Source organism: Clostridia bacterium (assembly GCA_019683875.1).
Classification (GTDB): domain Bacteria; phylum Bacillota; class Sulfobacillia; order RBS10-35; family Bu92; genus Bu92.
In genome coordinates this window covers 1-20,787 of record JADGHN010000022.1, presented here as the reverse complement: position 1 = coordinate 20,787, position 20,787 = coordinate 1, and the positions used below count along the sequence as shown (strand labels likewise).

The 20,787-nt window shown below is 68.2% G+C and carries 21 protein-coding genes and 1 tRNA gene; 6 read left to right on the top strand and 16 right to left on the bottom strand.

The annotated features are described in order from the left end of the window. Positions 1-80 precede the first annotated feature (80 nt). From IRZ18_03200 to IRZ18_03165, 8 genes are all read right to left on the bottom strand, one after another. Positions 81-1,310, bottom strand: coding sequence for a branched-chain amino acid ABC transporter substrate-binding protein (locus IRZ18_03200; protein ID MBX5476113.1), 1,230 nt, complete (start codon positions 1,308-1,310; stop codon positions 81-83). Positions 1,311-1,440: 130 nt separating this feature from the next. Further along, complete coding sequence (locus tag IRZ18_03195) at positions 1,441-1,833, bottom strand: hypothetical protein (protein MBX5476112.1); 393 nt, start codon at positions 1,831-1,833, stop codon at positions 1,441-1,443. Between the two features lie 254 nt (positions 1,834-2,087). After that, positions 2,088-3,560, bottom strand: a complete 1,473-nt coding sequence (locus IRZ18_03190; GenBank protein ID MBX5476111.1) for an NAD(P)-dependent oxidoreductase — start codon at positions 3,558-3,560, stop codon at positions 2,088-2,090. Between the two features lie 126 nt (positions 3,561-3,686). Next, positions 3,687-4,118, bottom strand: a complete 432-nt coding sequence (locus IRZ18_03185; GenBank protein ID MBX5476110.1) for an SUF system NifU family Fe-S cluster assembly protein — start codon at positions 4,116-4,118, stop codon at positions 3,687-3,689. Beyond that, complete coding sequence (locus IRZ18_03180; GenBank protein MBX5476109.1) at positions 4,105-5,331, bottom strand: cysteine desulfurase; 1,227 nt, start codon at positions 5,329-5,331, stop codon at positions 4,105-4,107. The genes IRZ18_03185 and IRZ18_03180 overlap by 14 nt, the downstream gene beginning before the upstream one ends. A 16-nt stretch (positions 5,332-5,347) precedes the next feature. Next, positions 5,348-6,682 carry a Fe-S cluster assembly protein SufD gene (gene sufD, locus IRZ18_03175; protein MBX5476108.1) on the bottom strand — a complete coding sequence of 445 codons (1,335 nt, stop codon included), beginning with the start codon at positions 6,680-6,682 and terminating at the stop codon, positions 5,348-5,350. Then, complete coding sequence (sufC, locus tag IRZ18_03170; protein ID MBX5476107.1) at positions 6,672-7,460, bottom strand: Fe-S cluster assembly ATPase SufC; 789 nt, start codon at positions 7,458-7,460, stop codon at positions 6,672-6,674. Before sufC ends, sufD begins: the two co-directional genes overlap by 11 nt. 83 nt (positions 7,461-7,543) lie before the next feature. Beyond that, complete coding sequence (locus IRZ18_03165; protein ID MBX5476106.1) at positions 7,544-8,266, bottom strand: glycerophosphodiester phosphodiesterase; 723 nt, start codon at positions 8,264-8,266, stop codon at positions 7,544-7,546. Positions 8,267-8,343: 77 nt separating this feature from the next. On the opposite strand from IRZ18_03165, the gene IRZ18_03160 reads away from it, so the two are divergent. Beyond that, positions 8,344-8,781 (top strand): transcriptional repressor, encoded by a 438-nt coding sequence (locus IRZ18_03160; GenBank protein ID MBX5476105.1) that lies wholly within the window; start codon positions 8,344-8,346, stop codon positions 8,779-8,781. Further along, on the top strand, positions 8,778-10,724 hold the full coding sequence (gene cadA / locus IRZ18_03155) for a cadmium-translocating P-type ATPase (protein MBX5476104.1): 1,947 nt from the start codon (positions 8,778-8,780) through the stop codon (positions 10,722-10,724). Before IRZ18_03160 ends, cadA begins: the two co-directional genes overlap by 4 nt. Before the next feature lie 63 nt (positions 10,725-10,787). On the opposite strand, the gene IRZ18_03150 is transcribed toward cadA, so the two are convergent. The 7 genes from IRZ18_03150 to IRZ18_03120 form a co-directional block, all read right to left on the bottom strand. After that, positions 10,788-10,863: transfer RNA gene (locus IRZ18_03150), tRNA-Arg, on the bottom strand. A gap of 100 nt (positions 10,864-10,963) precedes the next feature. Next, positions 10,964-11,887, bottom strand: a complete 924-nt coding sequence (locus IRZ18_03145; protein ID MBX5476103.1) for a glycine/betaine ABC transporter substrate-binding protein — start codon at positions 11,885-11,887, stop codon at positions 10,964-10,966. Between the two features lie 88 nt (positions 11,888-11,975). After that, the gene (locus tag IRZ18_03140) at positions 11,976-12,620 is read right to left on the bottom strand and encodes an ABC transporter permease (GenBank protein MBX5476102.1); all 645 of its coding nucleotides are present in this window, start codon (positions 12,618-12,620) and stop codon (positions 11,976-11,978) included. 87 nt (positions 12,621-12,707) lie between these two features. Beyond that, positions 12,708-13,322: an ABC transporter permease gene (locus IRZ18_03135; protein MBX5476101.1), complete on the bottom strand. Its 615-nt coding sequence runs from the start codon at positions 13,320-13,322 to the stop codon at positions 12,708-12,710. Beyond that, complete coding sequence (locus IRZ18_03130; protein MBX5476100.1) at positions 13,319-14,431, bottom strand: ABC transporter ATP-binding protein; 1,113 nt, start codon at positions 14,429-14,431, stop codon at positions 13,319-13,321. Before IRZ18_03130 ends, IRZ18_03135 begins: the two co-directional genes overlap by 4 nt. Positions 14,432-14,638: 207 nt before the next feature. After that, positions 14,639-14,911, bottom strand: coding sequence for a TMEM165/GDT1 family protein (locus tag IRZ18_03125; protein MBX5476099.1), 273 nt, complete (start codon positions 14,909-14,911; stop codon positions 14,639-14,641). Between the two features lie 59 nt (positions 14,912-14,970). Beyond that, positions 14,971-15,279 (bottom strand): hypothetical protein, encoded by a 309-nt coding sequence (locus tag IRZ18_03120; GenBank protein MBX5476098.1) that lies wholly within the window; start codon positions 15,277-15,279, stop codon positions 14,971-14,973. Positions 15,280-15,488: 209 nt separating this feature from the next. Here IRZ18_03120 and tpx point away from each other — a divergent pair, with 209 nt between their 5' ends. From tpx to IRZ18_03100, 4 genes are all read left to right on the top strand, one after another. Further along, entirely contained in the window at positions 15,489-15,983 is a 495-nt protein-coding gene (gene tpx, locus IRZ18_03115; protein MBX5476097.1) for a thiol peroxidase, read from the top strand. 192 nt (positions 15,984-16,175) lie between these two features. Then, on the top strand, positions 16,176-17,546 hold the full coding sequence (locus tag IRZ18_03110) for an FMN-binding glutamate synthase family protein (GenBank protein MBX5476096.1): 1,371 nt from the start codon (positions 16,176-16,178) through the stop codon (positions 17,544-17,546). Positions 17,547-17,651: 105 nt separating this feature from the next. Continuing rightward, a complete protein-coding gene (locus IRZ18_03105) occupies positions 17,652-18,821 on the top strand; it encodes a trypsin-like peptidase domain-containing protein (protein MBX5476095.1) in 1,170 nt (389 codons plus the stop codon). Positions 18,822-18,951: 130 nt separating this feature from the next. Next, positions 18,952-19,878: a hydroxyacid dehydrogenase gene (locus IRZ18_03100; protein MBX5476094.1), complete on the top strand. Its 927-nt coding sequence runs from the start codon at positions 18,952-18,954 to the stop codon at positions 19,876-19,878. On the opposite strand, the gene IRZ18_03095 is transcribed toward IRZ18_03100, so the two are convergent. After that, the gene (locus tag IRZ18_03095; GenBank protein ID MBX5476093.1) at positions 19,875-20,561 is read right to left on the bottom strand and encodes a methyltransferase domain-containing protein; all 687 of its coding nucleotides are present in this window, start codon (positions 20,559-20,561) and stop codon (positions 19,875-19,877) included. The two genes, IRZ18_03100 and IRZ18_03095, sit on opposite strands and share 4 nt — an antisense overlap. Positions 20,562-20,787: the final 226 nt, after the last annotated feature.

The following is a 20,787-nucleotide window of genomic DNA, read 5'->3' as shown; positions in this document are numbered from 1 at the left end:
GGGGGGCACGCGCGGCGCCGGCGCGGCGGGGGGGGCGGGGCGGGCCCGCTGGGGCCCGCCCGGCGCACGTCCGCGTCAGGTCAGTCGCCGACCCTGTTCCCCTTCGGATCGTACTGGGCGACCAGGCGGGGGTCGCCGTTCGTGTCGGGGTTGGCCGACGTGAACTGGTACACGAAGTAGCCGGCGTAGATGTTGTCGCCGATGTCGTCGAAGCCGACGTGGACCAGGGCGCCCTGGTAGTCCTTGATGGCGCGGATGGCCGCCGTGACCTGTTCCCTTGTGGGCTTCTTGCCGCCGTTCTGCTGAATGGCGTTCTTCAACCCCTCCAGGACGACGCCCATGGCGTCATAGCCGTAGATGGCCGAGGGGTCCGGCGTGTCGGCGAACTTGTTCTTGTAGTCCTCGATGAACTTCTTGCCCGCCTCCGTGGAATCCGTCGGCGCGACGATCGAGGTGGCGTACACCCCAATGGCGTTCTCCTTCGCGTTCTCCACCGTACCCTTGGAGAACGTGCCGTCCGGTCCCATGAACTTCGCCTGGATGCCCCGGGTGTGCGCCTGGTTCAGGAGGAGCGCGAAGCCCTGGTAGACGCCGCCGTAGTAGACGAGGTCCGGTTTGGCGTCCGCGATCTTGTTGATCACGTTCGAGAAGTCCGTCTCATCCTTGGCGATGCTCTCCTGCCCGACGACCTGCATGCCGAGCTCCTGGGCCTTCTTCGCGAACGCCTGGGCCACCCCGGTGCCGTAGGCGGTGATGTTGTCGATCACGAAGACGGACTTCACGCCCAACTCCTGCTGCGCGAAGATCGCCCCGACCGGCCCCTGCACGTCGTCACGGCCGACGATGCGGTTGATCTCGGGGTACTTCCACTGGCTGGTCACGTTCGGGTTGGTGTTGAAGGGGGAGACGACCGGCAGGTGACCTTCGTGGTACTTGCCTTCGGACGGAATGATGACGCCCGAATCCAGGTGCCCGACGACCGCCAGCACGTCCGGGTCGGCCGCGAGCTTCTGCGCGTTGGCGACGCCGGTGTTGGGGTCGCCCTTGTCATCCTGCGGGTCGAGCTGGAGCGTGAAGCCCATCTTGGCGAACTCGGGCGCTTCCTGCTCCAGCTTGAGCTGCGCGCCATTTTTCATGGCGATGCCCTGGACGGACTCGTCCCCGGAAAGCGGCGTCTGCGTGGCGATCTTGATGATCGTGCCGCCGCCGCCGCTTTCGCTGGACCCGCCGCCGCCGCAACCGCCGACGAACGCGACCAGGCCCAAGACGAGCATGGCCGTGCCGATCCGCCGTGTCAATCCTGACGCCATCGTCTCACTCCTCACCTACGGGATGATATGGGGGCACCCATTTCTCTAGAGCCCATCCAACTCCTGCCAGCCCAGCTTGCCCCCCGGCGGATCGCGCCCCCGATTCGCCGCTGGCCTCCTGGCCGTTTCGTCACCGGGCCGATATGATTCCTGACACTATGTCTTGACGGGTGAACTCGGTCTGGCATAGGCTGGAAACGCCGGACGCGACCAGCTCTTCCTCTTCCCACAACGTGTCCCGGACAACGTCCTCCAGGTGCACGGGAAGAAGGGGGTCTTTGGAGAGGGCCACCCGTTCGAACAGAAGGCGCGCGTGTTCGGCATCGTGAAGCCAGCCGCTGAACACGGTCTGCTCGGCGACCCGTTCGTCGCGGTCGGCCTCGCGATGGATCTCAATTGCGTAGCGTCCCGTATCCGCGGCTGCCCAAAGGCGATAGCGATACCGCGCGCGCTTGCCCTCCACTTCAAGATCCCGCGTGGTTTCCCGCAGGCACAGCAAGCGCGGACGGTGGCATTCGATCATGCAGAACCTCCTTCATTCATTGCGGATGAAGCCGAGCACCCGGCATGCGGATCAAGGGCAGGTAGTCACGCAATTTCGCTACTTTTGGGTCACGTCCTCCTCCCTTCGTCAGCAACTTTTCGACAAAAGTCGACCAATTTACCCAATGCGTGGGAAAACAGCAAAACAAGCGGCGCCCGATCGGGCGCCGCTTGATCGATTTCTTTATGTTTTATTGAACTCTGTTTAGCGTGAATGAACAGCCGGCGGCGCAGTCACGAAGCGGCGGCCGCGCTGAGCAGCAGGGCCTCAGGCCGCGCCGCACCCTCGCGCTCCATGCGCTTGGCGACGAGGTAGTCATGCAGCCCCTCGCACGCCCTGCGCGCGCCGTAAATCGCGTGCACGACCGTCTTTGCGCCCGTCACGCAGTCGCCGGCGGCGAAGACGCCGGGCACACTGGTCTGGCCGTTCGCGTCGACGATGATGCCACCCCAGTTCGCGACCTCCAGGCCTTCCGTGGAGTCGGCCAGGTCGCGCTCCGGCTTGTAGCCGACCGCCAGGATGGCCGTGTCGATGGGGAGCTGGAACTCGCTGCCGGGCACCGGCTGCACGCGGGGCCGGCCGGAGCGGTCCGGCTCGCCCAGTTCCATGCGGATGAGCTCCACCGCGCAGAGCTTGCCCGATTCATCGGCGATGAACCGCGTCGGGTTGACGAGGTACATGAACCGGCCGCCCTCGTGCTTGACGTGCTCGATTTCGATCGGGCGGGAGGGCGCCATCTCTTCCGTTCGACGATACGCGACGATGACGTCCTTGGCGCCCAGGCGCAGCGACGTGCGCGCCGCGTCCATGGCCGTGTCGCCCGCGCCGACGATCAGCACGCGATCGCCGACGCGCACGCGCTCCTGGACCGGAATGCCGTAATCCCGGGACAGCAGCTCTTCCGTGGCCCTCATGAGGAAGTCCTTGGCGGTCCAGACACCGGGGAGATCCTCCCCCGGAACGCCGGGCGTGGCCGGCTGGTTCGCGCCCGTGGCAATGAAGACGGCGTCAAAACCCTCGCGTTCCATGAGTTCCTTGACGGTGACGTCCTTGCCCACGCGCACGCCGGTGCGCACCTTGACGCCGAGGCGGAGCAGCTTTTCCACCTCGAGGTCGATGATGCGCTGGGGCAGCACGTATTCGGGAATGCCGTAGGCCATCACGCCGCCGTAGAGGTGCCACGAGTCGAAGATGGTGACGTCGTAGCCCTTGCGGGCCAGGAACCAGGCGGCCGCGAGTCCGGCCGGGCCCGCGCCGATGACCGCCACGCGCTGGCCGGTCGCCTCCCCTTTCCAGCTGGAGAGGTCGATCTCGTCGAGGTGCGAGAGCGCGTAGTCGCCCATGAATCGCTCAAGGGCGCCGATGCGGATCGGATCGCCGTGGTTGATGACGACGCAGTAGCCCTCGCACTGGCGCTCCCACGCGCAGACGCGCCCGGTGCAGGAGGCCAGCGGGTTCGCCTCCCAATCCAGCAGCGCGGCGTCGATCAGGCGTCCTTCCTGAATGAGGCCGATGAAATCACGGATGGGGTTATGGTTCGGGCAGCCCTCCTGGCAGTAGGGCGTGCCGCACTGCAGGCAGCGGTCGGCTTCGGCCTTCGCCTCTTCGAACGTGAGATAGCCGAGGTTGACCTCGTCCCAGCCGGCGAGCGCCTTGTCGCGGTCGAGCTGGTGCCGTTCGACCTCTTTCCACGAAAACAGGGACATGGTAAAGCTCATAGCCGATTCCCCTAACTTGTGAAAGCGTGAACAAGGCCAGCCGAACGACGCTGCGATACACCGAACTTTACGTAATGATGCTAACACGGATCCGTTCGCGGCGCAAAGATGGGCTCACGAGCCGCTTGAGGGAAGCTCATCCAGCGCCTGCTCCAACGCGGTCCACGCCAGAGTGGCGCACTTCACGCGCACCGGAAACTTCGATACGCCCACCAGCGCGGTCGCGTCGCCCAGCGCTTCGTCCTCTTCCCCGGTGCGGAGCATCGCCTTGAAACGCGCGACGGCCTCGCGCGCGTCCGCCAGCGTTCCGCCTTTCACAAGCTGCGTCATCATCGATGCGGAGGCGAGCGAGATGGAACAGCCCCGCCCCTCGAACATGATATTCGCGACGCGGTCATTGTCGACGACGAGATCGAGGTGGAGCTCGTCGCCGCACAGCGGGTTTTCCGCGTTCAGCGACACGGTGGCGCCGTCCAGGCGCCCGCGGTTGCGCGGCGAGCGGTAGTGGTCGAGGATCACTTCCTGGTACAGGTCAGCGAGCGACATGGCCGAAGAACTCCCTTGTCTTCTGCAGCGCCTCGACGAGGACATCCGCGTCGGCGGTGTCGTTGTACACGTAGAAACTCGCGCGCACCGTCGCCGCCACGCCGAGCTCCTTCATGAGCGGCTGGCAGCAGTGGTGGCCCGCCCGCACCGCGACGCCCTCCTGGTCGAGGACCTGGCTGACGTCGTGGGGGTGGATGCCCTCGAGGTTGAACGCGATGAGCCCTGCGCGGCCGTCGCGCGGCCCGTACAGCTCGATGCCCGGCACCTCTTCAAGCCGGCGGTACGCGTACGCGATGAGCTCCTCCTCGTGCCGCCGCACGTTCTCCATGCCGAGCCCCTGCAGGTAGTCGATGGCCGCGGCGAGCCCGATGGCGCCGGCGACGTTCGGCGTGCCCGCTTCAAACTTCCAGGGGATCTCGCGCCACGTCGACGACTCCAACCCGACGATGCCGATCATCTCGCCGCCGCCGAGGAACGGGTCCATCGCCTCAAGGAGTTCCGTCCGCGCCCAGAGGACGCCGATGCCCATGGGTCCGAGCATCTTGTGGCCGGAGAAGGCGAAGAAGTCGCAGTCGAGCGCTTGCACGTCGACCGGCATGTGCGGCACGCTCTGCGCCCCGTCGACGAGGATTTTCGCCCCCGCCGCGTGCGCGGCGCGCGCGAGGGTCTCCACCGGGTGCACCGTGCCGAGCACGTTCGAGGCCTGCGCCACGGCCAGAAGGCGCACGCCCTCCAGGAGCCGGTCGAGGTCCGAGAGGTCCAGGCGGCCGTCCTCCGTGAGCCGGATGTAGCGCAGTCGCGCCCCCGTCTCCCGGGCGACCAGCTGCCACGGGATGAGGTTCGAGTGGTGCTCGGCGACGGTGAGGAGGATGACGTCGCCCGGCTTGAGGTTCTTGCGCGCCCAGCTGTAGGCGACGAGGTTGATGGCCTCTGTGGCGTTGCGCGTGAAGACGACGCCCGCCGCGTCCGGCGCGTGGATGAAGGCCCGCACCTTCTCCCGGGCGGCCTCGTACTGTTCCGTGGCCTCGGCCGCCAGCTGGTGGATGCCGCGGTGCACGTTGGCGTTCGTGTGACAGTAGTACCGGGCCACGGCGTCGATCACCGCGCGCGGCTTCTGCGACGTCGCGGCGTTGTCCAGGTAGACGAGCCGCTTGCCGTGGACGTCGCGCTCGAAGATGGGGAAGTCTCGCCGCACGACGCGCGGGTCGAACATGCGACTCACCTTCTCTTTAGGAAAGCTTGCGCTCGATGAGGCGCTCGAACTCCTGGCGGACGCTCTCCAGCGGCACCTGCTCCATGATGGGCTCAAAGAAGCCGCGCACGATGAGCTTGGTCGCCGTCTTCTTCGAAAGGCCCCGGCTCATGAGATAGAACAGCTGGGACTCGTCGACCTGTCCGGTGGTCGCGGAGTGCGAGGCCTGCACATCGTTCTCGTCGATGTACAGGCTCGGGATGGCGTCGGCGCGCGCGCCCCGCTCGAGAACCAGGGCGTGCGCCGCTTCGAAGGAACTCGTCTGCTTCGCGCCCCGCTTGATTTCGATGTCGCCGCGGAAGACGCAGCGGCCCTGCCCGGCAAGCGCGCCGCGGACGTCCATGTTCGCGCTGGTCTGCGTGCCGGTGTGCAGGTTCGTCTGGTACAGGTCGTGGTGCTGCACGCCCGAGGAGAAGAAGACGGTGACGCTCTTCGACTCCGCCCCGCGCCCGATGTGCTCCGTCAGGAAGGAGCTGCGCGCGGTGCGGCCGCCGAATTCGCCGAACGCCCAGGTGAGGCGGGAGTCGCGGCCCGCCATGCGACCCTGCCGGTGGGCGAAGCTCCACATGTCCTCGTCCCAGTCCTGCAGGCCCACGTACTTCAGCTGGGCCCCGTCCGCCAGGACGACCTCCACGATGTTGGCGTCGAGCCCGATGCGGCCGCCCTCGCCGGCCTGCGACTCGATCAGCGCGCAGGAGGCATGTTCGTCCAGCACGACGAGCGTCCGGCTGATGGTGGCGTCCGCCGCGGCCGACCGCCAGCGCAACGTCTGCAGCGGCAACTCCACGGCCACGCCCCGGGGCACGTAAAGGAAGAAGCCGCCCGTCCACAGCGCCGTGGCCAGCGCCGTGAACTTGTCGCGATCCGCCGGCACGACCGTTCCGAGCGCGTCGCGCACCTTGTCCGGGTGCTCCCGGGCCGCCGTCTGCAGGTCGCAGAAGATGACGCCCTGCCGTTCAAGCGCGTCGCCGACCTGGCGGAAGGCCGGGGTGCCGTCGATCTGCACGAGGCTGTGCGCCGTGCCGGCGCCGCCCAGCGCCCGGCGCACGCTCTCCGGGAGTTCGTCCGCCGCGCGGAACGCCTCCCCCGGTACCCACGCGCTGAACTCCATCAGCGGAAGCGGGCGCAGGTTGATGCGGTTCCAGACTTCCATGTGGCGGTCGGGCACCGGCAGCTCGACGAAGCGGCGCCAGGCCGCGACGCGCGCCTCCGTGAGCCAGTCCGGCTCGCCCCAAGAGCGGGAGAGGTCCGCGACGACGCGCTCGTCGACGTCGCTGAGCTTGGGCGCGCGCGGGAGGGTGTCAACGGGCATCCGGGGCGACCTCCTCTTCGACCTCTTCGAGGCCGAGCTCGCGGCGCAACCAGTTGTAGCCGCTCTCCTCCAGCTTCTCGGCCAGGTCGCGGCCGCCGGAGCGCACGATGCGCCCGTCGAACATGATGTGCACGTAGTCGGGGACGAGGTAGCGCAGGATGCGCGAGTAGTGGGTGATGCAGACCACGCCGAGCTCCGGGCCGCGCAGGCGGTTCACGCTCTCCGCGACGATGCGGACGGCGTCGATGTCGAGGCCGGAGTCCGTTTCGTCCAGAATGGCGATCTTGGGCTGCAGGACGGCCAGCTGCAGCATCTCGTTGCGCTTCTTCTCGCCGCCGGAGAAGCCCTCGTTCAGGTACCGGTTCGCGAATGCGTGGTCCATCTGGAGAACGTCCATCTTCTCATGAAGGAGTTTGAGGAACTCGCGGGCAGGGATCTCCTCGCCGCGCACCTCGTTAAGTGCGGTGCGGAGGAAGTTGGCGACGGTGACGCCCGGCACCTCGCTGGGGTACTGGAACGCCAGGAAGAGCCCGGCGCGGGCACGCTCGTCAGGGCCCATGGCGAGGACGTCCTCGCCGTTCAGCGTCACCTTGCCGCCGGTGACCTGGTAGCGCGGGTGACCCGCCAACGTGAAGGCCAGCGTGCTCTTGCCGGCGCCGTTGGGACCCATGATGGCGTGCACTTCCCCGCCCTTGACCTCCAGGTCCACACCCTTCAGAATCGGGTTTCCCTCGACTTCCGCCTGCAGGTTCTCGATGACGAGCTTCGGAACGGCCACGGACGTCCTCCCTCACTCTAAATCCTAGTGATCCAGTCGGAATTTAGGCACCGGTCCCATTATAGTCGTGCACGGGCGGGGGCTCAAGCAAAGGCCTGAATGACGCGGCGCCGGTCCGTGATGAGGACGTCGACGCCCCAGCGGGCCAGGGCCTTCGCCCGTTCCGGATGATTCACCGGCCAGGCGGCGACTTCCAGACCAAGCTGGTGGACCTGGCGCACGAGCCAGGGCGTGAGAAGAAGGTGCCAGAACGCCACCCCGGCCAGTTCGCCGCGCCGCGCGTTCCGGACGGCGAGACCCGTCGCCCACGTGCAGTTGAGCCACAGACGGGCGTTCGAGCGCCGGCGGCGCAACGCCAGCAGCGGTTCGAGCTCGAACGAGGAAAAGATGAAGTCGAGATCGCGCCCGGCCGAGCAGGCGTCGTGGACGGCCGATGCCAGCATCTCCGCATCCCCGTGCTGGGGTTTGAGCTCGACGTCGACGGTGGTGCCGGGCGGCAGGTCCCGCAGCACCTCCGCGAGCGTGGGCACGTGCACGGTGGTGACGACGCGGCCGCGCCACCGGACGGAGCAGAGGCGGATCTCCTCGCTGTCGAGCTCGTCCACGCACCCGCGAGCCTCGGTGGTCCGGCGCATGTCGACGTCGTGGACGACGACCGGAATGCCGTCGCGCGCGAGCCGGACGTCCAGCTCCACGCCGTCCGCACCGGCTTCGAGGGCCTTGCGAAAGGACGACAGGGTGTTCTCGGGCGCTTCGGAGGGAAGGCCCCGGTGGCCGAGGATCAACGGGTGTCGACGGGGTTCCATGTCACCGGCCTCTTGGCTACTTGTTTGTATTCGTTTTAAACTAGTATTGGTTTTGCGACGTTCTGTACAAGGGGGGCGTGATCGTGCGAGCCGAAACGGTCGCCGAACGCCTGCGGGCCCGCGGATTCCGGCTCACGGCGCCGCGCTGGGCCGTCATCCGGTATCTCGAGGGCAACGACCGTCACCCGACGGCGCAGGAGATCTTCGAAGCCCTGCACCCGCAGTACCCTGGGTTAAGTCTTACCACCGTATACAACACGCTGTCGACCTTGCAGGAGATCGGCGCCTTGGCCGCCCTGCCGAACGGCCCGGACGGGCAGCGGTTCGACCCGAACCTGGAGCCGCACGCCAACCTGATCTGCCGCGAGTGCGGCCGCGTCGTCGACGTGCCCGCGGACGGCCTGGCCGAGCTTCTTCGCGGCATGGCCGAACGGGCCGGGTTCGAGCTCCCGGCGTACGTCGTCGACGTCCACGGTCGCTGCGCCGCCTGCCGCGCAAAGGAGGCCGCTTCGTGAGCCGGTGGCTCTGGCTTCCGCCCGCCGCCACGGCCGTCCTGGGTCTCGCCGCTTGGCAGGCCGGCGCGCACGGCCACCCGACGGCCGCGCTCGCCGGGTGGCTGCTCGCGTACGTCGCGGGCGGCGCCGAATCGGCCTGGGAGGGCCTGCGATCCCTCGCGCGCGGGCGCGTCGACGTCGACTTCCTCATGGTCGTGGCGGCGATCGGCGCTGCCGTCGTCGGCCGCTGGGAGGACGGCGCCATCCTCTTCTTCCTCTTCTCGACCAGCAACGCGCTTCAGGAGTACGCGCTGAACCGCACGCGCCAGGCGGTGAGCGCGCTCATGGGACTGCGGCCCGACACGGCGACGGTCGTCGACGAGGCCGGCGAGCGCCGCGTGCGGGTCGAGGACGTGCCGCTGGGCGCGCGGGTCGTGGTGCGTCCGGGCGAGCGCATCCCGCTCGACGGCAAGGTGGTCGAAGGCGCGTCGTCCGTCGACCAGTCCGCGATCACCGGGGAGTCGGCGCCGGTGCCGAAGGAGCCGGGCGACGACGTCTTCGCCGGCACGGTGAACCTCGACGGCGTCCTGGAGTTCCGCGTGGAACGGACGGCGGAGCAGACGACCCTCGCGCGTCTGGTCGCGCTTGTCGCGGAGGCGCAGGAGCGCAAGGCGCAACTGCAACTGTGGACGGAGCGCTTCGAGGAACGGTACTCCCTCGTGGTGCTGGCCGGCACGGCGCTCACGCTGCTCGTCCCGCTGCTCCTGTGGCATGAACCGTTCGCACAGAGCTTCTATCGCGCGATGACCGTGCTGGTGGCCGCGTCGCCCTGCGCCGTGGTCATCGCCGCGCCGGCCGCGGTCCTGTCGGCGCTCGCCTCCCTCGCGCGCCACGGCGTGCTCGTGAAGGGAGGCGCGCACCTGGAGCGGCTGGCGACGATCGACGCTGTCGCGTTCGACAAGACGGGCACGTTGACCAGCGGCCGGCCGCAGGTGGTGGCGGTGCACGCGGCCCCCGGGTACGCGGAGCCGGACGTCGTGGGCCTCGCGGCGGCGCTGGAGGCCCGGGTCGACCACCCCCTTGCGCACGCGATCCGCCAGCGCGCCTCGGCGCTGGCGGCGCCCGCGCCGGCGGTGACCGACATCCAGGCAAGGGCCGGCCGCGGCGTGGCGGGCCGCCTCGTCGAATCCGGCCAGGCGGCGTACGTCGGCAGCCCGGCATTCATCGGCGACCTTGGCGTCCGCGTTCCGGACGCGCTCGTGGACGCCGTGCGCCGGCACGAGGAGGCCGGCGAGACGGTCGTGGTCGTGGCGCTGGGCGAGGAGGCCGTCGGCGTGATCACGATGATGGACCGCCCGCGGCCGCAGGCGGCCGCCGCCCTTCAAGAGCTGCACGCCGCCGGCGTGAAGGAGATCGTGATGCTGAGCGGCGACCAGCCGCGGGTCGTGGAGCGCGTGGCCGCGGGGCTCGACATCGACACGGCCTACGGCGGGCTGCTCCCGGAGCAGAAGGTCGCGATCCTCAAGACGCTCGGCAAGACGCGCCGGGTGGCGATGGTCGGCGACGGCATCAACGACGCACCGGCCCTTGCCTCGGCGACGGTCGGCGTCGCCATGGGCGGCGCGGGAACCGACGTGGCCCTGGAGGCGGCGGATGTGGTGCTCATGGGCGACGACCTCCGCGCGCTGGCGTACGCCATCCGCGTGGCGCGCCGCACGCAGGCCGTCATCCGCCAGGGATTGGCGTTCGCGGTCGCGGTGATCGTGGTGCTCGTCGCGCTGGCGCTGTCCGGCCGGATCGGGCTGCCGGTGGGCGTCGTCGGCCACGAGGGCAGCACGGTCGTGGTGGTGCTCAGCGGGCTCAGGATGCTGCTCGCCACGCCGCGCCACGCGCGCGTGACGGCGCGGGCCGGTGTGGGCCAGGTGGAGATGGCCGAGCGGGACGCGCCGAACCCGGCACAGTGAGGTCTTGGACACACGGGTGCAATGCCGAAAAAACGGCCCCGAAGCTTCGGGGCCGTTCAAAACTGGTGCGCTCGGCGGGGCTCGAACCCACAACCTTCGGCTCCGGAGGCCGACGCTCTATCCATTGAGCTACGAGCGCGACATCTTGAATTATACCGTCTCCTGCCCGCCACGCACAAATCCTTTGCGTCGCGGGCAGGCAGACGGCAGGCGATCGCGTGGCCGCGACCGGCGGGGGCTCAGTCCGTCAGGAGCCCCTTCTGCACGAGAAAGTCGTGCGCCACCTTCTCCACCTTCTCGCCCTTCTCGTCGACCAGATAATTGAGCTGCTGCATGTCGGCGTCACTGATCTTTCCGCCAAGCGCATTCAGCACGTCCTCGATCTCCGGATGCGCCTTCAGCGTATCCTCTCGGACAACCGGTGCGGCGTAATACGGAGGGAACAGATGGCGGTCGTCCTCCAAAGTCTTGAGGTGGTAGGAGAGCAGCTGACCGTCCGTGGCGAACGCGTCCGTCACGTCGATGTTATGCGTACTCATGGCTTTGTACTTGAGTCCGGTGTCCATGGCCTTCGTATCCTTGAACTTCAGACCATACACGCGGGTGAGCGCCGGATAGCCATCGTCCTGGCGGTTAAAGAACTCCTGCTCCGCACCGAGCACGAAGTCCTGGTCCACCTTCGCGAGGTCGGACACCGTCTGCAGCCCGTACGTCTTCGCATCGTCCTCGCGAACGGCCATGACGTAGGTGTTGTTGAAGCCGAACGGCTGGAGCCACTTCAGACCATATTTCTGGTTGTACTGCTTCTGAACCTCGTCGTATACGGCTTGGGGATCGGTCTTCACCGGTTCTTTCAGGACCTCCACAAGGCCCGTGCCCGTGTAGTCGGGATAGAGGTCGACCTGGCCAGCCTTCAGTGCATTGAAGTTCACGAGTGTACCGCCGAGGTTGAGCTTGCGCACCACGTGGAGGCTTGTCTTGGCCTCCAACAGTTGGGCCATCATCTCGCCCAGGATGATGTTTTCCGTGAAGTTCTTCGACCCGATCGTGATCGTGTCGCCGCTACTGCTGCCGCTGCCGCCACCGCAGCCGGCTGCGAGCAGAAGACTCAGACCCACGGCCGCGGCCGTCATCCAGCGCAAGAAGCTCCGCCGAATACGCATGTGCCTCACCTTCCTCTTGAGCTTGTCACTTGATTTGTCATGCGGCTCGCGCCCGCACCCGCCCACGCCCAATTCGGCCCGTGTCGTGTCATGCCGTGACGGTCCGCACGTGCGGGGTCAGCAGGCGCTCCACGGCCGCGAGCACCGCGTCACTGAGGGCGGCCAGCCCCGCGGCGGGAATAGCCCCGGCGATCACCATGGCATTGCCCGCGGATCCGGTGAGCTGGATGCCCCGGTAGATGACGGCGCCCAGCCCGCCCGCGCCAAACAGCACTCCGATCGTCGTGATGCCGATCGCTGTCACAAGCGCCACGCGAATGCCTGCGAGAATGACCGGCAGGGCGAGCGGCATCCGTACAGACGTGAGGACCTGCCACTCCGTCATGCCCATGCCCCGTGCCGCCTCGATGAGCGTGGCGTCACCGGCTCGGATGCCCGCGACCGTATTGCGAGCGATGGGCAGAAGCGAATACAGCACCAGCCCGGCGATGAGCGTTGCATCGCCGATGCCCAGCACCATCATCAAAAGCGCGAGCAACGCCAGGCTTGGAATCGTTTGAATGACATCGACGATCGCCAGCACCTGCTCGCTGATTCGGGGACGGTCAGCCAGCAGAACGCCGAGCGGCACCGCGATCAGCGTGGCCAACCCCACCCCCGCCGCCGACAGCAGGAAGTGCTGCTCCGTAAGCCGCAGGATCTCTGGAGCATTTGCGACAAGGTAGTCGAACATCGCTCCCCTCCTTCCCACACCGGGTGTGCGCGGACCCGCGCCGTCAGGTGGCCCCGCGACCATGCGGGGCGCGTCGGACCCGCGCGTTCACACAAGGGACGTGCGCAGGCCGCGAGGCGTGAGCGCGCGTTCCAACCAACCGAAGCCGAAGTTCGCGGCGATGGCCAGGAGGGCCGCAGGAACCGCGCCCAGGAGGACGAGGTGCAAGTCGTACGTGGCGATGCCGCTGATGATGAGATCGCCCAGGCCGCCAGCGCCGATGAAGGCTGCGAGCGTGGCCCAGGAGATCAGGTAGACGGCGGAAACCCTCACACCGGCCAGAATGACCTGCCGCGCCAGGGGCATCTCCACCTGCCACAGCACCTGGTTGCGGGTCATACCCATCGCCCGTGCGGCCTCCACCAGCACGGGATCCACGCCGGAGATTGCGGTGTAGGTGTTGCGGACGATCGGCAGCAGCGAATAGACGAGCAGCACGACGAACGCTGGCAGGAACCCGATGCCGAGCACCGGCAACGCGAAGCCGAGAAAGGCCAGGCTGGGGATCGTCTGCACGATGCCGATGACCGCCAGCACCTTCTCGGCAAACCGGCGCCGTCGTGAGAGGTAGATGCCGACGGGGACGGCCACAAGGGTTCCCAGCGCGACCGCGCCGAACGACAGCATTACATGCTGGCCCGTCGCCGTCCACAGATCGTTCATGCGCCCTCACCCCACACGGCCGAGGCCAGCGCGTCGACCATCGATGTGCGCGTGACAAGGCCGTGAAGGACGCCGCTTTCATCAACCACCGGCAGGAGCCGCAGACCGGACGCCCGCATCAGCGTGAACGCCTCCTGCGCGAGCGCGTCAGGAGCGATCACGGGCACGTCCTTGCGACAGAGCTCGCCGACCGTCATCCGCTGGACTCGCTCCGGCACATCATCGATGTGCAGAACGCCGGCGAACCGGTCGCCCTCGACGACCAGGACGGTGTCGACGCGGCGGCGCTTCATCCGTTCGACGGCCTCGGCGACGCCGCGATGGGCCTCCATGACGACGGGCTTGCGCAGCATGACGTCTTCCACCCGCTCCACGGCGGGCTTGACGCGCCGCTTGCCGACAAACGCTTCTACGAACTCGTCGGCCGGATTGCGAAGGAGGTCTTCTGGGGGCGCCGCCTGCACGACGACGCCGTCGCGCATGATCACGACGCGATCCGCGAGCTTGAGCGCCTCGTCCATGTCATGCGTGACGAAGATGATCGTCTTGTGCAGCTTCGACTGCAACGACTTCAATTCGTCCTGCAGGGTTTCCCGGGTGATCGGGTCGAGTGCGCCGAACGGCTCATCCATGAGGATCAGGGGAGGCTCCGCGGCGAGCGCGCGGAGCACGCCGATCCGCTGCTGCTGCCCCCCCGACAGCTGGTGCGGATAGCGATCGGCGTACTCGTCCGGATCCATCCCGACCAGCGTCAACAGCTCCCGCACGCGTGCCTCCCTGCGCTCCTTCGACCAACCGAGGAGGCGAGGCACGAGTTCCACGTTCGCCGCGATGGTCATGTGCGGGAAGAGCCCGATTTGCTGGATCACGTAGCCGATGGACCGGCGGAGCTCGACCCGGTCCAGGGTGCGAACGTCCTGCCCGTCCACGTAGATGGAGCCGCTTGTGGGCTCGATCAACCGGTTCACCATCTTGAGGGTCGTCGTCTTGCCGCAGCCACTGGGACCGATCAGGCACACGAACTCGCCCTTTTCGATTTCCAGGTCCAGGTCCCGCACTGCGAAGCGCCCGTTGGGGTAGGCCTTCGTGACGTGTTCAAAACGGACCACACGATGCCTCCTTTACCGGGGTTTTGGTAGTGACAAAAAAGCCCGAGAAGACTCGAGCTTTGTCGTCTTCTTTTTAAATTTCGCTCTTTCAGCCGGAAAACGCAGCTAAACGAGCGATCTAACCACAGAATATCGCATGACCAACGTGCAGGTCAAATTACACGCACGGAACACGAACATGAGACGTTCGGCGAGCAGCCCGTGCGTTCAGATTTTCCCAAGTAGCAGCGCGCCGCCCATGCACAGGAAGGCGCCGCCCGCCAGGACGCGGAGCAGCCGCGGCGGGACGATGGCGCTCAACACGTCGCCGAACAGCACGCCCAAGAAGGTCGCCAACAACAGCGCCAAGCCGGCGCCGAGAAAGACGGGAGCGTTCGCGCGACTCTCCGCCACGAGCGTCATCGTGAGCAGTTGGGACTTGTCGCCGAGCTCGGAGAGGAGCACGAGACCGAAGGACACGAGGAACACGCGCCACTCCACGCCAGCCGCCCCCCCCACGCCAACCGTATGCCGGGAGGCGCCCGGCGAGACGCTTCGGGTCAGAGCGTCACCTGGTCCAGCAGGACGGGTTCCGTCCATTCCGCGAGAAGGTCGACGCGCGCCTGATACGTGCCGCTGGGCAGGTTCGTGAACGTGGCCTCGAACCACTGGCCCGGCTCGAGGAACTGGCTCCAAAAGCTGCGCCGCGTGGGATGATTGACGTAGAACGTCTGCACGCGCCCCGCCTCGTCCAGGAGCGCCAGCCGCCACATGCGATGGTCCTTGAAGAACAACTGCACCGGACGGTCCTTGTCGTTGACGGCACGCACGTGAAGGGCTCGAGGCAACGGGGTCGCGATGATGCGCAAGTCGGTGAACCGTCCCTTCCAGTCCGCACATCCACAGCCGCGAGGATTCGGGCCGCCACTCGACCATTTTACTGCGCTTTCTCCCCTTCGCGCCAATCGGGTATGATGCTCCAGGGAAAGGATACCTGCGGCGCGTTCAAGGCACGCTTGACGTGCCGGAAGGAGGAGTCCCATTGGCGGCATCCATCGTTCGCGAAAACGCGTTTGAGATCTTCGGTGGCCCGCAGGCGCTCGTCGGGCCGGAGTTGAAGCCCGGGGACAAGGCGCCGGACTTCACGGTCGTCGACATGAACTTCAAGCCGGTGCGTCTCGCGGACTTCAAGGGCAAGGTGGCCGTGCTGGCGTCCGTTCCTTCGCTCGACACCTCCGTCTGCAACCGCGAGGCGAACCGCTTCGGCGAAGAAGCCCTCAAGCTCTCGGACGACATTCAAATCGTCACGGTCAGCATGGACCTGCCGTTCGCGCTGAAGCGCTGGTGCCAGGCGAACAACTCGGAGCGGCTGATCGCCGCCTCGGACCACCGCGACGCCTCCTTCGGCGAGGGATACGGCGTGCTCCTGCGCGACTATCGGCTCCTCTCGCGCGCCGTCTTCGTCGTCGATCGCGCCGGCACCCTGCGGTACGTCGAATACGTGCCCGTGGCCGGCCAGGAGCCGAACTACGAGGCCGTCCTGAACGCGGCCAGGGAGGCCGCGAAGGCGTAAGGCCGGCAGCGTGGCCGGCGCATACCGCGCGCGGCGGACCGGGCAACGTATGGGAAAAGGAGGGTGCCCGTGTCCGCCGCGTGGCTTTTGCTCGGCGTGCCGCTGGCGACGCTGCTGCTGGCCGTGGCCGCGTTCGCGCTGGCCTTTCCCTGGATCGTGCGGCGCATCATCCACCACCTGTTGAACAAGCCGATGAGTGACACCCTCGCCGAGCTCTACGTGTCGACGAAGTCGACGACGCCCATGCAGCTCTTGTACCTTTCCATCCGCTCCGCCACCGGAGACATGGTCATCCGTCCGATGGGCTCCGCCCGGCCGTCCAAGGGCTTTGACGACCTCATCTTCGTGCCGGCGCAGCTGGCGCGCCGGCCGCTGGACGCCGACGTGCCCGTGGAGCTGGAGGCGACCCTCGGCCGCCGGGCCCGCCGCCCCCTGCGCATGTCGATGCCGCTCCTCATCTCCGGCATGGCCTACGGCCTCGCTCTCACCCGCAACGCGCGGCTGGCCCTCGCGAAGGGCGCGCGCATGGCCGGCGTTCCGCTGAATTCCGGACAGGGGCCGGTGTTTCCGGAGGAACGGCGCCTGGCGGGCGCATATGTCCTGCAGTTCGGGCGCTGGGCATGGAACCGGGACCCCGAGCTCCTCAAGTCCGTCGACATGATCGAAGTGCAGGTCGGCCAGGGCGCGATGCCCGGCAACGCCGTGGTCGCCACGCCGGACGAGATCGGGCCCGAGATTCACAAGCTCATGGGGCTGCCGCCCAGCGCCGCGCCGGACATCCATGCGCACCTCTTTCTGGAGGACCCTGCGCGGCCGGCCACGCTGAAGGAAGTTGTGCAATACCTGCGGTCCGTCAACCCGGACGTGCCGATCGCGATCAAGATGGGCGGCGGCGACGATGTCGAAGCCGACATCGACGTCGCGCTGGAGGCCGGGGTGGACGTCATCGTCATCGACGGCACGGAAGGCGCCACGGGGAACGCGCCCATCACGCTCTCCGACCACTTCGGCCTGCCGTCGCTGGTCGTCCTCTCCCGCGCGGTTCGCCACCTTCGGCGGCGCGGCGCACGGGAACGTGTGGACCTCGTCCTCTCGGGCGGCCTGCGCGAGCCCGGCGACTTCCTCAAGGCGTACGCGCTGGGCGCGGACGCCGTGGCGATCGGAACGGCGGCCATGTTCGCCATCGCACACAAGCAGATCACGCAGGTCTTCCCGTACTACCCGCCGACGGACCTCGTCTTCTACCGGTCGCGGCCGCAGATCCCGCTGGACGTCGACCAGGGCGCCGAGGGACTCCACAACTACCTCATGAGTTGCAAGCGGGAGATGGAGCTCGCCATCCGCACGCTGGGCAAGCGGTCCTACCGTGAGCTCACGCCCAGCGACCTCGTCACGCTGGATCGCGAGATCGCCGAAGCGACCGGCGTGCGGTACGCCTGGCTGCCGCCCGAGGCGGCCCCCGGCGGCGGCGGGCACGCGCCCGGGGCCGGGGACGCGGCGGCACCGGACGCGCGCGCGCTCGCCGCAGCCCGCGCGGGCACCGGTGGCCGTCATCGCGCCTGAAGCCATCGCATGCCGCCCGCACGCGCCACACGTGGATTGACGGATCGTTGACAATTGCCGGATACAAAGATTCCAGGCCTATCCCACGAATGGGGGGGATCCCACATGCTGCGCAATTTCCGGTGGCGACAGATTCCGGCATTGATCCTGGCCGCGTTCCTCATCGGCGCCGCGTTCGACGCGGGCGCCAAGGTCGTCGACGGCGCGTGGCCGGGTGCCGCGTCCAACGATCAAGTGCTCGCGGAAGGCCGCGCGTCCTCCGCGCCGACCGGCGCCACGGCGGCCGCGTCCGTGCCGGACATCGCGAGCATCGCGGAGAAGGCGCGCCCGGCCGTGGTGTGGATCGAGACGACGAGCCACACCGGAGGCGGGCCGGACCTGCCGTTCATGGACGACCCGCTGTTCCGCCAATTCTTCGGCAGCGTCCCGATGCCGCAGCAGGTGCAGCACGGGCTCGGGTCCGGCGTGCTGATCGACTCGAACGGGATCATTCTCACGAACCAGCACGTCATCGACGGAGCCGACGAAATCTCCGTCAAGGTCATGGACCGCAGCCAACCCTTCCCGGCGCGGGTTCTCGGACAGGACCGCAGCCTGGACCTGGCCGTGTTGAAGATCGACGGCCACGGCCTGCCGACCCTGCCGCTCGGCGACAGCGACAAGATGCGCGTCGGCGACTGGGTCGTCGCCGTCGGCAACCCGCTCGGGCTCGACCACACCGTCACGGTCGGCGTGCTTTCGGCGAAGGGGCGGTCCCTCGACGCCTCCGGGCGCCACTACGACGTCCTCCTGCAGACCGACGCGGCGATCAACCCGGGCAACTCGGGCGGCCCGCTCCTGAACCTGAAGGGCGAGGTCATCGGCATCAACACGGCAGTGTCCAGCCAGGGGCAGGGCCTCGGCTTCGCCATCCCCATCAACACGGTGAAGACGGTCCTCTCGCAGCTTGAATCCGGCGCGAACATCCAGCAGGCGTGGCTGGGCGTCGGCATCAGCGACATGACGGCGGATTATGCGAAGGTCCTGCACACGCCGGTCACCGAAGGCGCGCTCGTCGTGCAGGTGTACCCGAACAGCCCCGCCGAACGCGCGGGACTGCACCAGTTCGACGTGATCACCGCCGTCAACGGAACGCCGGTGAAGAGCGCGAACGACCTGGTCGCAGCCGTGCACAAGCTGCGCGTCGGCAGCTCGGCGACGGTGCAGTTCTACCGTGGCGCGGAGAAGATGACGGTCACGGCCGTGCTGGAGGCGATGCCGCAGCAGGGCGACTGAGGCGGGGCCTCGCGGCATCGCGCGCGGTCGCGCGACCGCGTCCCTCCCGCACCCGCGAAGGCGGACCGAACCTTAACGCGAAGCGGCCCACCCCCGTAAGATGCAGCACGCTTGCGGGAGGTGGGCCGCCTTGCATGTGGTCGTCAGCGAGTCCCTCGGCGAAGCGGCGTTCCGGCGCCTGCGGGAGCGCCACCGGGTCACGGAGGGAGCGGCGCTGCACCGCGATCCCGCCGCCCTGCGAGACGCGCTGCGCGACGCCGACGCGCTCATCGTCCGCAACGGCACCCTCGTGGACACCGCGCTCCTCGAGGCGGCGCCGCGCCTGCGCGTGGTGGGCCGGCTGGGCGTGGGTCTCGACAACATCGACGTCGAGGCGTGCCGGCGGCGCGGCGTGCGGCTCGTCGTGCCGCGAGGGGCGAACGCGGCCGCCGTGGCCGAGTACGTGATGGCGGCGCTGCTGCATTTCGCGCGACCGCTCCTCGCCGCCGACGCCGACGTCCGCGCCGGCGGCTGGCAGCGGGAGCGGTTCCGAGGGCGGGAGCTCTACGGGAAGCGTCTGGGACTGGTCGGCCTCGGCGAAACAGGCCTGCGCGTGGCGCGGCGGGCGCTCGCATTCGGCATGGAGGTCGTGGCCTGGGCGCCGCACACGGCACCTTCCTCCTTCGCCGGCAGCGAAACGGGCGTGCGCCTTGTCGCCCTCGACGAGCTTCTGGAGACGAGCGATGCCGTCTCGCTCCACGTGCCGCTCACGAACGAGACGCGCGGCCTTCTCGGCCGGGCCGAAATCGCCCGCATGAAGCGCGGCGCCGTGCTCGTCAACGCGGCGCGCGGCGGCCTCGTCGACGAGGACGCGCTGTACGAGGCGCTCGCCGGCGGCCGCCTCCGGGGCGCGGCGCTCGACGTGCGCGCCCTGGAGCCACCGGAAGAGAGCGATCGCCTCGCGCGGCTGCCCAACGTGCTGCTGACGCCGCACCTCGCCGGGCACACGCAGGAGAGCCTGGAACGCGTGGCCGACGAGGTGGTCCGCGGCGTCCTGCGCGAGGCCGGCGAAACCTAGGCGGCGACCACAAGCCGCGCGAAGCGGTTGAGACGCCGAATCCGCGCGCGGAGCCCCGCAGCGGCGCACATCTCTTGCATCTCCGCGACGGTCGGGTAGAACTCGGTGAGAAGATCCCGCAACAGGTGGGCGTGCCCCGCCGCCTCCGCCTCGCGGATGGCCTGCAGGCGGTCGGCGTCGTCGGCGAAGACGGTGTCCGCGATGACGATGCGGCCGCCCGGCCGCAGCCGCGCCTTCATCAGGCGCAGCGCCTCGGGCTTTTCCTCCGGCGTGAGGTGGTGGAAGGCGAAGCTCGTCGCGATGCCGTCCCACACGGCGGGCGCCGGGCCGGGCATCCTCGTGTCCGGCAGGGCGAGAAAGTGCCCGTCGACGAGGACGATGCGTCCGCTCGCGATGTCCGCCGAGAGGCGGCGATGCGCCACGCGCCGCATGCCTGTGGACGGCTCGACGCACGTGACGGCGAGGCCGCGCTCTGCGAGCCGGCGCGCCAGATTTCCCGTGCCGGTGCCGATCTCGAGCACGGCGCTGCCGGGCTCCAGCTCCAGCGCCTCGCAGACGGAGTCGAGGATGTCCTCATACCCGGCGAACACCTCGCGGTACTCCGGATCGCGTCCGGCGACCGCATTTTCGTAGTCGTCGGCCCATGCGTCGAAACGCTCGTTGAAGCGCGGCTCGGCAGGCACGGCGGATCCCCTCCAGATCATTCTCTATATTCCGATAGTATATGTCGGGTATCAGGGTGAGGAACCGCGTCCGGTCATTGGCACCCTTTGCCGGAACTTGGGCGTGCGGGCACAATGGAACCCGGGCATCCGAAACGGGCGCGGCGGGGCGCAGGCGCCCCGCGCGCGATGGGAGGCGGACTTCGCTGTCGGAGGTCCTGCTTTGCGCGGGCCTGCAAGTCTTCCC